This window comes from Cobetia sp. BL01 (assembly GCF_056493605.1).
In genome coordinates this window covers 196558-209035 of sequence record NZ_JBVBEE010000004.1, presented here as the reverse complement: position 1 = coordinate 209035, position 12478 = coordinate 196558, and the positions used below count along the sequence as shown (strand labels likewise).

The 12478-nt window shown below is 64.9% G+C and carries 7 protein-coding genes; 1 reads left to right on the top strand and 6 read right to left on the bottom strand.

The features are described 5' to 3' along the window. Positions 1 to 29 precede the first annotated feature (29 nt). Complete coding sequence (locus tag ACZYGA_RS09655; RefSeq protein ID WP_479399026.1) at positions 30 to 767, bottom strand: response regulator; 738 nt, start codon at positions 765 to 767, stop codon at positions 30 to 32. A gap of 63 nt (positions 768 to 830) precedes the next feature. Next, the gene (locus tag ACZYGA_RS09650; RefSeq protein WP_479399025.1) at positions 831 to 2600 is read right to left on the bottom strand and encodes an ATP-binding protein; all 1770 of its coding nucleotides are present in this window, start codon (positions 2598 to 2600) and stop codon (positions 831 to 833) included. 269 nt (positions 2601 to 2869) lie between these two features. On the opposite strand from ACZYGA_RS09650, the gene ACZYGA_RS09645 reads away from it, so the two are divergent. Further along, positions 2870 to 4180, top strand: a complete 1311-nt coding sequence (locus tag ACZYGA_RS09645) for a 2-hydroxycarboxylate transporter family protein (RefSeq protein WP_084209380.1) — start codon at positions 2870 to 2872, stop codon at positions 4178 to 4180. A 148-nt stretch (positions 4181 to 4328) separates the two neighbouring features. On the opposite strand, the gene ACZYGA_RS09640 is transcribed toward ACZYGA_RS09645, so the two are convergent. The 4 genes from ACZYGA_RS09640 to smc all read right to left on the bottom strand — a co-directional run bounded on the left by ACZYGA_RS09640 (position 4329) and on the right by smc (position 12273). Next, positions 4329 to 4631: a YheU family protein gene (locus ACZYGA_RS09640; protein ID WP_240499610.1), complete on the bottom strand. Its 303-nt coding sequence runs from the start codon at positions 4629 to 4631 to the stop codon at positions 4329 to 4331. Positions 4632 to 4705: 74 nt separating this feature from the next. Further along, entirely contained in the window at positions 4706 to 6814 is a 2109-nt protein-coding gene (ligA, locus tag ACZYGA_RS09635) for an NAD-dependent DNA ligase LigA (RefSeq protein ID WP_479399141.1), read from the bottom strand. 421 nt (positions 6815 to 7235) lie between these two features. Then, positions 7236 to 8471: a cell division protein ZipA gene (locus ACZYGA_RS09630; RefSeq protein ID WP_479399023.1), complete on the bottom strand. Its 1236-nt coding sequence runs from the start codon at positions 8469 to 8471 to the stop codon at positions 7236 to 7238. Between the two features lie 283 nt (positions 8472 to 8754). Then, on the bottom strand, positions 8755 to 12273 hold the full coding sequence (gene smc, locus ACZYGA_RS09625; RefSeq protein WP_479399021.1) for a chromosome segregation protein SMC: 3519 nt from the start codon (positions 12271 to 12273) through the stop codon (positions 8755 to 8757). Positions 12274 to 12478: the final 205 nt, after the last annotated feature.

Genomic DNA, 12478 nt, shown 5'->3' with positions numbered 1-12478 from the left:
ACACAGGGCTCGCCCTCCGATGACGCCCTTCAGGGAAGCCGGCACTGCCTGGCAAGCGCCTGACGATCGATGACCTGATAGGTGAAGGAGGGGCGGCCTATCTGGCCGTAGTGGAAGGCCTCGCTGAGCATGCCGCAGGCCGCCAGGTGGCGCAGGTACTTGCGGATGGTCACGCGCGACATGCCCGTGGCGCTCAGCAACGCCTCGCTGGTGAAACTGTCCTCAGCGCGTGGCAGCGCCTGGATGGCACCGGCGACCAGCGCCAGGGACGCCGCCGTCACGCCCTTGGGCAGGCGGCCATCAGACACCGCCCCCACCGCGCCACTGACTGCCATGTGCGAGCCGAACAGCTGGTCCAGCTGCTGCTGACTGATCTCCCCCTCGAGACTCTCTAGCTGCTGGCGACCACGCCGTGCCCGTGCCAGTGCCTGCTGGAAGCGGGCGAAGCTGAAGGGTTTGACCAGATAATCGCAAACCCCGAGCGCATGCGCGCTGCGCACCGTGTCCGCCTCACTGGCGGCGGTGATCAGGATCACCTGGATGTCAGGGGCGGCATGGCGTCTCAACCAGCGCAATACCTCCAGACCGCTGCGGCTGCGCAGATAGACATCCAGCAGCACCAGGTCCACCGCCTCCTGCGCCAGCACCTCCAGCGCCGCGGCGACATCCTCGCACTGGGCGACCAGGCGCATGCCATCGATACGATTGAGGTATTCGACATTGAGACGCATGACCATGGGGTCGTCTTCGACTATCAGCACACGCATGCGCTCAGGCTCCTTGATCATGCGGGGTCTTGGACGGCAGCCGTCCAACGACGTGAAATGCTCTCAGGGCGCCGCAGTGGGCGACCGCTGGCAGGGCAAGGTCAGCTCGACCAGGGTGCCGCCGCCCGGGGGCGAGTAGAAGTGCCAGTCTCCCGCGCGCGCGGTCACGATCTCCTGTACCAGCGACAGCCCCAGCCCGCGACCTTCACCACGACTGCTTACCCCCGCCGCGTGCGCCGTCTCCATGAGCTCCGCCGGCATGCCGGGGCCGTTGTCTGCCACGCTGATCGACAACTGGGCCTCTGACGCCTCACCCACGGATTCCAGCATCAGGCTCAGAGTGACGGCCGGGGCGTGTGTGGCATCGTCCATCTCCTCCAGCGCTTCGAAGGCATTGTCGAGCAGATTGCCGATCACGCTGACCAGATCATGGCTCAAGCTGCGCTCCAGCACCGGCAGCACGGCCTCAGACAGCTCGGCCTGAGACAACTCGGACTGAGACAGCGCTGCGCCGGGCATCTCCCGGTGCTCGGGCCGTGCATGATGCCATTCGACGTCCAGCTCGACATTGAGCGCGATACCCCGCTCGCGGGCCTCACTGTGCTTGCCGATCAGCAATCCTGCCAGCAGAGGGTCCGCGATGCGCTCGGCGGCCGCGGCATCCGCTGGCAGCTCCCGCTCCACCAGCAATGCCAGGTAATCTCGCAGGCCGTCGAGGTCCTGCATCTGCGTCAGCCCTGACAACACATGCAACCGATTGCGAAATTCATGGCGCGCGGCACGCAGTGACTCTGCTTGTCGGCGAACGCCGGTCAGCTCCTCGGCAAGGCGCTGCATGCGGTCGTGCTCACGCAATACCAGCACGCCGCCCATGAGATGCTCGCCATCATGCACCCGCTGGCAACGCACCCACAATCGCCGCCCATCATGGGTGACCTGACGCAGGCGAGCCGCGTCCTGCTCCGCCACCGGCGAGTGCGCGGCTAGACACTCGTGCATGCCGGTATCGGGCAACCACGCCTCAAGGCATTCTCCCGGTTCGGGGGCCGTCCCCAGCAGCTCGCGCGCCGCGGCATTCACCAGGGTGACATGCCCCTCGGGGTCGACCACGATGATGCCCTCTTCCAGGCTGGCCAGCACCGCCTGATGCTCTTCCACCAGACGCGCGATGGCCGCCGGCTCCAGCCCCTTGAGCTGTCTGCGCAGATAGCGTGCCAGCCCCAGCGCCCCCAGCGTGCCGAACAGCATCAGGATGCCCAGCCCGATCAGCAGCTGACGCTTCTCATCGGCCAGCCGCCGCCCCAGCGAATCCAGCGTGATGCCGATGGCAACGGCGCCGATGACGGAACGCGCTTCGCCATCGGATGCAGAGGCCATCACCGGGGCAAAGCTGCGCAGGCTTTCGCCGAGCGTACCGCGGGACTCGGAGAGATAGGCCGCGCCTCCGAGCGCACGTTGCTCGTCTCCCCCCTGAAACGGCTGGCCGATCCGCGCGGGCTCCGGGTGACTGAGTCGCACGCCGTCCGGACGCATCACCACGATGAAGTCGACGGCATTCTCGCGGCGCAGCCGCTCGATGCGTGCCGCCAGGCGGCTATCCGCGGCAGGAGGCGCTGCCTGCGAGGCGTTGGCTTCGCTCAAGGTGGCGCGCACCTCAGGCAGTCGCGCGATGCGTTGCGCGAGGGCGGCGATGCGCTGTCCCTGTATCTCATGCTGGGTCCGCTCCAGCTGCGCACTGAAGAGCCAGGCCGCGACCAGCAGACTGACGATCACCATGCCGGCAGCCAGCAGCGAGGTCAGCGCGCTCAGTCCGGGTTGAGAAGAATGCAACACGCCAGACAGTCCACGTGCCCCCTTGGTGGCATGGCCAATTCGCCCAGCACGTGAGCGAGCCGCGCCATGCGGTTTCATAAGTTTCAAAAGGCTTTCTTTAATTCGCAAAACTTGGCCCTCGAAAGCCACATCGTAAGCTCCCTGTGACGCGCATCCACTGCGCGGACATGATGTCCCACCTTGTCCCAACCGATCCCGCGATGCCACGCCAGCGCATCCGGACATGACAACAGGTCCTGCAACGACAGAGTGCAGGACAAGGAGCCTGCATGACACATTCCTCGCAGACCGCCACGGCCACGCCTGCCGACGAGTCGCCTTACCTGAAGACACGCATCTTCGGCATGTCCCTGCCGATCTTCGCCCTGTCGTTTCTGGTCCTGATCGCCGCCATCGCCACCGATACCCTGCCGGCCGGCATGATCGGCGCCCTGATGGTCATGATGGTCCTCGGTGAGCTGCTGGGCTTTCTGGGTGATCGCCTGCCGATCATCAACAGCTACCTGGGAGGCGGAGCGATTCTCGCCATCTTCGGTGCCGCAGCGCTGGTCTACAGCGGCTGGCTGCCACAGGATGTCACGGCCAGCGTCAGCGAGTTCATGAAGGCCGGCGGCTTTCTGAATTTCTACATCGCGGCACTGATCACCGGCAGCATTCTCGGCATGGACTCCCGCGTGCTGGTCAAGGTCGGGGCACGCTTCGCGCTGCCGCTGCTGTGCTCGGTGCTGTTCGCGGCACTCTTCGCGATGCTGGTCGGCTGGATCATGGGCTTCTCGCCCAAGGATGCCGTCATGGTCATCGCTCTGCCCATCATGGGCGGTGGCATGGGGGCAGGCGCCGTGCCGATGAGCCAGATCTACGAGCAGCTGCTGGGACAGCCGGCCAGCTATTACATCTCGATCCTGGTACCGGCGCTGGCGCTGGGCAATGTCTTCGCCATCATCATCGCCGGGCTGCTCAACGGGCTTGGCAAGCGCTTCCCGTCACTGACCGGCGGCGGCCAGATGATGCCGGGTGTCGATGTCCGTGAAGAGAAGAGCGCGCCTGATCTCTCCCAGCTGGGCATCGGCATGGTCATCGCCCTGAGCTTCTTCGTCGCCAGCCAGATTCTCGGCAAGGTCATCCCGCTGCACCCCTACGCGCTGATGATCATCGCGGTTGCCGTACTCAAGTGCGCCAACCTGGTGCCGGAAAGCATCAACCAGGCCGCCGCTCAATGGTTCCGTTTCGTCGCGGGCAACTGGACCTTCGCGCTGCTGTTCGGCATCGGCGTGGCCTACACCGACCTGGGCCAGGTGATCGACGCCATCACCATCACCTACGTGGTGATCGTCTTCGGTGTCGTCGCCGGTGCCGCCTTCGGTGCAGGGCTGGTGGGCAAGCTGGTCGGCTTCTATCCCATCGAGTCCGCCATCACCGCTGGCCTGTGCATGGCCAACATGGGCGGCACGGGTGACGTCGCGGTCCTCTCGGCGGCCAATCGCATGCAGCTGATGCCCTTCGCGCAGATTTCCTCGCGCCTGGGCGGGGCCTTGATCCTGCTGATCTCGAGTCTGGTCGTGCCGATGTGGTTCGCATGATCCGCCCTCGATAGGAGCACCGACGCCAGGTGCCTCGACAGACGCTGCAGGAACGACGACGCCCCCGGCCTGTGCCGGGGGCGTCGTCGTTTCCAGGGACAGGAGCAAGGTCAGGGCTTCGCCAACGGATCATGACCGCTGGCCGGGCTCAGTCGCCCTCTTCCTCATCGTCTGCCAGCTGACGCCCGAAGGACTGCCATTGCTCCAGCGTCATCACCTCGGTGGATTCGGTGCCGATGTCATGGACGATCAACAGTTTGCCGCGTGACAACTGGCCTTCCAGCTCCGCGACCCAGCCGGCCATGCCTTCGCCGACATCGGTGGTGTCGTAGCCCTGACGGGTGACGAAGGTCTCCAGCAGGGCGCGACGCGTGTCGGCGGGCAGCATGGTCTGCGGCACCTCGATGAAGCGATCCTTCGGGTCCATCTGATCAAGCGGCATCTGACTCATGGGTAGCTCCTGTTCATCCGTGGAACGTGACGCAGCCATTGGCGCCTGCGGTGCATCATTCAGCGTGTCCGTACTCATGCATCCTCTCCTGCGCTGTCTTGCGCATCGGCTTTCTGCGCGTCCGAATCTGAATCTGAGCCTGAAACTGAGTCAGTGCCGGCTTCCCACTCGGCCAGACGCGCCACGAAGGCCGCTTCATCCAGCACCGTGAGCCCCAGCTGCATGGCTTTCTCGAGCTTGCTGCCCGCCGCCTCCCCGGCGACGACACCAGCGGTCTTCTTCGAGACACTGCCCGCCACCTTGGCGCCCAGCGCCTGCAGGCGCGCCTTGCCTTCATCACGCGTCATGCTGTCGAGACTCCCCGTCAGCACCCAGGTCTGGCCTGCCAGCGGCTGGGGCCGCTCGCCGATCTCGACCTCTTCCCAGCGCAGACCACAGGCGAGAAGCGCCTCCAGCGTCTCGTTGTTGGTCGCTTGCTGGAAGAAGGTATGGACATGCGCCGCGACGATGGGGCCGACATCTTCCACGGCTTCCAGCGCGGCTTGATCCGCCGCGCGCAGCGCCTCAAGCGTACCGAAGTGCGTGGCCAGATTCGCCGCGGTGGCTTCGCCGACTTCGCGGATACCGAGAGCATAGATGAAGCGCGCCAGGGTGGTGTGGCGGCTCTTGTCCAGCGAGGCGACCAGATTGGCGGCGGACTTCTCACCCATGCGCGGCAGCTCGGCCAGCGTGGCAGCGTCGAGATGGAACAGATCCGCCGGTGTCTTGACCAGCTCACGCTCGATCAGCTGCTCGATCAGCTTCTCGCCGAGGCCATCGACATCCAGCGCCTTGCGGCTGGAGAAGTGCTTGAGGGCTTCCTTGCGCTGGGCAGCGCAGATCAGTCCGCCCGCGCAGCGTGCCACCACCTCGCCTTCGAGACGTTCGATCTCGGAGCCGCACACCGGGCAGCCGTCCGGCAGCACGATGGCTTCGCGGCTGGCACCTTCGCTGGCGACCCGCACCACCTGCGGGATGACATCGCCGGCCCGCCGGATGATCACGCTGTCGCCGATCTGCACGCCGAGACGTTCCACCTCGTCCATGTTGTGCAGCGTGGCATTGGAGACCACCACCCCGGCGACCTGCACCGGTGCCAGCCGGGCGACCGGTGTCAGCGCGCCAGTCCGTCCGACCTGGAAATCGACGCCTTCCAGAGTGGTTTCCTGCTCCTGCGCGGGATACTTGAAGGCGATGGCCCAGCGCGGCGCGCGCGCCACGAAGCCCAGCTCGCGCTGCAGACGCAACGCATCCAGCTTGATGACCGCGCCATCGATGTCGTGATCAAGCCCTTCGCGCTGCTCACCGAGACGGCGGGTGTACTCGATGATGCCTTGGGCGCCGCGCACCACCTCAAGCTGCGGGCTGGTGCGGAAGCCATAGTCATTGAGCAGCGCCATCAGGCTGGAATGATTCTGACCGACCTCCGTGGCCAGCAGCGCCTCATCGAGGCGCGCGACCTGATAGGCACAGAACTCCAGCGGGCGCGAGGCAGCGATGCTGGAATCCAGCTGACGCAGACTGCCGGCGGCGGCATTGCGCGGATTGGCGAACACCTTGCCATCCTCGTCGCGGCCGCGCGCGTTCAGCGCCTCGAAGCCGGCGTGACTCATGTAGACCTCGCCGCGCACTTCAAGCAGCGCCGGCAGATCATCCCCCCGCAGCCTGAGCGGGATCGAGCGGATGGTGCGCAGATTGGTGGTGATGCCTTCCCCGGTACGTCCATCGCCGCGCGTCACGCCCTGCACCAGCACGCCATTCTCGTAGATGAGCGACACGGCCAGGCCATCGAGCTTGGGTTCACAGCAGAAGCTCAATGCCTCGCCTGCGTCTTCCGCATCGCCCAACTCCAGGGTTTTCGCCGCACGCTGCACGAAGGCACGCAGCTCATCGTCATCGAAGGCATTGTTGAGCGACAGCATCGGTACCGCATGCTGCACTTCCTCGAAACCGCTGGCCGGTGCGGCCCCGACACGCTGGGTGGGGGACTCCGACGTGATCAGCTGGGGGTAGTCGGCTTCCAGTGCCTCGAGACGGCGCAGACGCGTGTCGTAGTCGGCATCGGTCAGCGTCGGGTCATCCAGCACGTAATAGCGGTGGCTGGCCTCGAGCAGCTCGCGATGCAGCTGTGCGACCTCCTCCATGACCTTGGCAGGCACACCTTCCACCGCGGCCGGGGCAGCGGACTGAGGAACGCTCGAGGCGCTGGAATCATCGGCAGGGGCCGAAAACAGATCATCCTGGGCTGACATGACACTCACTCGAAACGGTGGCCTCATCAGCAGCGCCCAAAGGGCTGCGCTGATCGACCGGAAAGCGGGTGGCGACAGGTCCTCCGGCCTGAATCGCAGGGCCGGAGGATCGCCATGATGCCGTCATTGTACTCAAAGCGCTCGATGGACCCCACTCCCGGCTGAGAGGAAAGGCCGCAGATGACACATGGCATCAGGCGCTTCAGAACGAGGACGGTGAATCGCATGAACCACAAACGCCAACGGCGACCCGAAGGTCGCCGTTGGCGTTTGTGGCATGACGGACCCACTCTGAGAATGGCTCGCGAGTCGATCAGTTGGCCTGGTAGCGATGCAGACGATTGCGACGCTCGAACTCGTGCACCTGCTGGCGCTTGAACTCGATGGTCTGGGCCGTCATCACGCTGTGGTTCTCGTCCTTGAGCTCACCGCCCAGGCGACGCACCAGCAGCATGGCGATCTCGACCATGGTCTCGAAGGCGGCAGAAGTGTCGTCCGCGCCCGGCAGCGGCATCAGGAAGGTGACGCCATCCAGCTGACTGTCCACCATCTCGGCCGGCGTGAAGATCCCCGGCTTGACCACGTTGGCCATCGCGAACTGCAAGGGACTGTCGTCATCATCTTCCTCATGGCGCAGGAACAGCCCCATCTCGGAATGGCGCAGACCACAGGCCAACGAGATGCCCAGCACGTCTTCACCGCTGAAGCCTTCCTCGCCACGCGCCATCACCGAGATGATGATGACTTCACTGGCATCGGCCAGGGTGTCACGGGCGAGCTGGTCATCGACCTGATTGCGCTCGGCACGCAGCACCAGCGGATGGCGATCATCCTCGGAGACTGTCGTGTCGGCAGCAGGCACGGCGGCCGCTTCCAGCGAAGGTTCCTTGCGCTCGGAAGCCGCGCGCTCGTCATCGGCCTGCTGGCCAGCGGAGGACGCTTCGACCTTCACATCCTGACCTTCCTCGATCTCGGCCATCGGCTCGAGATCATCAGCCTGGGTGGAGGAGACGCTGATGCTGTCATCCTCGGCGGTGATCACCGGCTTCTCATGGAAGTCCTCTTCGCGCGCCGTCTCTGACTGCTCGCTGGAGGCGGTGCCGAGCACAGGCTCGCGATGCGCCTCGTCATGCTCGTCGTCGCGCCGCGCGCCCAGACTGGCGGTCACGTCGCGCATCGACTGGCTGGCACGCGCACCGAAGGCCGCCGCACGCTCGCCGAAGCCCTTGCGCTCCGGCGCTTCACGGCGCTCCATGGGCTGTGCCGGACGACTCGGTTGCGTCACCCGTGAGGCCTTGATGCCATGGGCATTGTCGAGCACGGCATCCTGCTCCGCCTCGGCCTGCGCTTCGGCATCGCCAACCACCCGGTAGCCGCCATTCGGCAGCTCCCAGTTGTCACGTTCTTCCTCTTCTTCCACCGCGGAAACACCCGCCTCTTCGGTGGAATCTTCCGTACCCGCTCGATCCAGTCGGGGTACTCGACGTTGACGTTGGAGCCTGCGCACACCGTCAACGACGATGATTGCGACCAGCACCAACCCCAACAAGATGAGCCACTCTCTCAATTCCATGGGTCATTAGCCTGTTTGCTTGGGCACCATGCACGTGAACAGCATAGCGCGATTGCAGAAAAAGGGGACATTTTTCGAATGTCAATCCTGTGGTGGTGACCTGCGCAATCGCCCTTCAATTATCCCTGACTGACACTATGACGCAAACTCGTAGTGCTTTCGATCTCTATGTGCAACACGATTTTGCCAACTTGGCCGCAAAGACGGCCGCTGGCTACCGCGCACAAGGATGACCTTGGCCTCCTGCACGGCTTTTCACTCACGCTTCAGCCAGTACCGCCGCTTCTTCGATCCCTACAGAGACAAGACGCGAGACGCCCGGTTCCTGCATGGTGACGCCCATCAACCGATCCGCCGCCTCCATGGCGATCTTGTTATGGGTGATATAGATGAACTGTACGCTTTCCGACATCTCTTTCACCAGCCTTGCATAACGCCCGACGTTGGCATCATCCAGCGGCGCATCCACCTCATCGAGCATGCAGAACGGGGCCGGATTGAGCTGGAAGATGGCGAAGACCAGCGCCAGCGCCGTCAGAGCCTTCTCCCCACCTGACAGAAGATGAATGGTCGAGTTTTTCTTGCCGGGCGGGCGTGCCATGATCGCCACGCCCGTCTCGAGCAAATCATCGCCTGTCAGTGTCAACCACGCGGTTCCGCCACCGAAGATCTTCGGGAAAAGCGTCTGGATTCCGGCGTTGACCTTGTCGAAGGTGTCCTTGAAACGCACCCGCGTTTCCTGATCTATCTTGCGTATCGCACGCTCAAGGGTCTCCAGCGCCTCGGCCAGCTCCGCATGCTGGGCTTCCAGGTAGTTGCGACGCTCGGCCTGCTGGTCGTACTCCTCGATGGCGGCGAGGTTGATCGCCCCCAGCCGCTTGATGCGCTCCCCGACCTGCTCCAGATTGTGGCTCCAGGCCGATTCGGTGGCGTTCGGGTCCAACTCGTCCTCCAGCAGCGTGATCGCCGCCTCGTCATAGCCCAGCTCCACCAGCTGCTCATCCTGCGCATCCGCTTTCAAGGTCAAGGCCTGCACCTGCATGCGCCCTTCCTCGAGGCGCTGACGAATGCCCTCGAGATTGCGTTCATGGGTCTGGCGCGACTGCTCGGCCTGACGCATCTGTTCGACCAATTCATGAGTCTTGTCACGACAGGCATTCAGCTTGGTTTCCTGATAGAGGCGTGTCTCGAGCAACATCTCGAGCTGTTCGCGCTCTTCTTCCTGCGGCAGCGAGGCTTCTTCACGGCTGGCCTCGAGCAGCTCGATGCGCTCGGCGAGCTTCTCGCGCTGCTCGACGGCTCGCATGCGCTGGCCCTGCATGCCATCGCGCTCTGTCACCAGGCGCTGACGCTCCATGTCGAGACGGCTGACCTGCTCCCGCGCGGGCGCCAGCTGGGCACGCAGCCCGGCCAGCGCCTCCTGATGCTCGCGCCGTGAGCGCTCCAGCGACTCACGCGACTGGGCATTGTTCTCCACTGACTCCAGCGCCTGCTGCCAGCGCTCACGCGCTTCCTCAAGCGTCAGGGCATGATTCTCGCGGGTCTCCGCCAGCTGCTCGAGCTCTTCCTCAAGCTCACGGGCACGGCCATCGACGTGCTCGAGTCGGCTGGCGAGCCCCGCCTCCTTGAGGCTCAGCTCACGCTGACGCTCGCCAAGCTCCCGCTCTTCGACCCGCAGATGCTCGAGCTGTTGCTCGGCGCCGGCAATCTGTTCATCAGCGGCAGCCAGCCGCGCCTCGATATCGTCGAGTCGCGACTCCAGCGCTTCCAGTTCCAGCACGACCTGCTCGAGACGCGCGCGCTGGCCAATCACGCTGTCGGCACGCTCGCCCGCTATCTGACGCCGGCTCCAGCCACGTCCCAACCACAGGCCGTCCGGTGTCAGCACGCTTTCATGGGCGGCCAGCGAATCGCGCCGGCCCCAGGCGGCGGCCTGTGACTCGACGCAGTGAATGCTGGATAGCCAGCCCGTCAGCGCCGGGGCACCGCTGATCCGCGCCGCCAGCGTGCCTTCAGGGGCCGTGGCATTCGTCTCCCCGGCAGCATCGACCAGCAACAGCTCGCCACCAGGCAACTCGCTCATCAGGGCAGCCGTCACATCCGACTCTGCACGGGACATGCGTGCCTTGAGGAAGGGCCCCAGCACCCAGGCACTGACGGACTCCCAGCCCTCGGCGACCTCGAGCCCCTCGGCCAGCGCCGGGGCCTGCGCGAGACCATGTCGGTCCAGATGCGTCGCCAGGCTGTCATCGTCATCCCGCAGCGCGGCATCGATCAGCGCCTGAAGCGAGGCCTGCTCGCCCTGCAGCAAGTTGCGACGCTGGCGCAGTTGGTCACGCTCACCGTCCAGCGCCAGACGATCCGTCTGTGCCTGCTCACGGGATTCACTGGCCTGCTCGCGGCGCGACTCCAGCGATTCGCTGCCGAGCGTCAGCTCGTCGAGCTGCTCGCGCAGTTCCTCACGGCTTTCGCGCAGTTCGGCGACATCCGGCAGCTCCGCCAGCTGCTGACGGCGGCGCTCGCGCTGAGTCTCGGCGTCACGAATGGCATTCTCGATGCGCTGGATCTCGCTCTGGGCACGCTCGGCCCCGCGCTGGGATTCGTTGTCAGCCTGGCTGAAGCGCTCCCACTCGCTCTGGCTGTCCTGGCGGCGCTCTTCGGCCTCTTCCAGCGAAAGCTCAAGGCCTTCCAGCGTCTCACGCGCCAGCTCCAGTTCCGGCGCGATATCTTCCAGACGCGCCTCGATCATCTCGAGACGCTCGCCGTCCTCGCCCTCGACGCGCTGGATGTCGCTCAGTTCACGCCGCGCGATCTCGAGATCCGCCGCCAGCTGCTGCTCACGGGTTCGGGCGTGCTCGAGACTCTGCTCGAGACGGGCGATCTGGGCACCGGTCTCATAGAAGGCGGCCTGGTGCGTTTCCAGCTCACCGGCCAGCTCGTCGTGCTGATAGCGCTGCTCTTCCAGCTGGCTCTCACACTGACGCTGACCGAGAATCTCGCGCTCGACACCGGTTTCCAGCTCCGCGACACGTGACTGCTGCTCACGCTGCTGCGCGCGCAGGCCACGCCGACGCAGCACGGCCAGCTCGCCCTTGAGGCGGTATTCGTCCTGCTTGAGGGTCTGGTAGCGCTTGGCGGCTTCGGCCTGACGCTTGAGGCGCTCGAGCTGCTTGTCGAGTTCCTCGCGCAGATCATCCAGGCGTTCCATGTTCTCCTGAGTGCGCTTCATGCGGTTCTCGGTCTCGCGGCGGCGCTCCTTGTACTTGGAGATGCCGGCGGCTTCCTCGAGGGTGCTGCGCAGATCATCCGGACGCGCCTCGATCAGCTGCGAGATCATGCCCTGACCGATGATGGAGTAGGAACGCGGGCCGAGTCCGGTGCCGAGGAAGACATCGGAGATGTCACGTCGGCGACATTTCTGGCCATTGAGGAAGTAGCCGGACTGGCCGTCACGCGTTACCAGACGCTTGACGGCGATCTCGGCGTACTCGGACCAGGCGCCACCGAGGCTGCCGTCGGCATTGTCGAAGGTCAGCTCGATGGAGGCCTGGCCCACCGGCTTGCGCCCGGTGGAGCCATTGAAGATGACGTCCGTCATCGACTCGCCGCGCAGGTTCTTGGCGCTGGACTCGCCCATGACCCAGCGCACAGCATCGATGACGTTGGATTTCCCGCAGCCGTTGGGGCCGAGAATCGCCGTCATGTTGCTGTCGAAGGGCACGGTGACCGGATCGACGAAGGATTTGAAGCCGACCAGCTTGATCGATTTGAGCCGCATTGCGCCTGGCGCGTCCTTGAGTCTGGAGGAAGAAGAGCTGAAGCAGGAAAACCTGAACCGCCGCGGTCTCTCAGGTCTCCCGGTGGAGAGCCCGCGCCGCTGCAGGGTAAACATGTCCTAACGACGAAGCAGCCGCTCATCGAGGGCATTTCGAAAAACCAGCGCGCAGTCTACCCAAAAGCGGCGATGGCCCCAACCGGCGCAA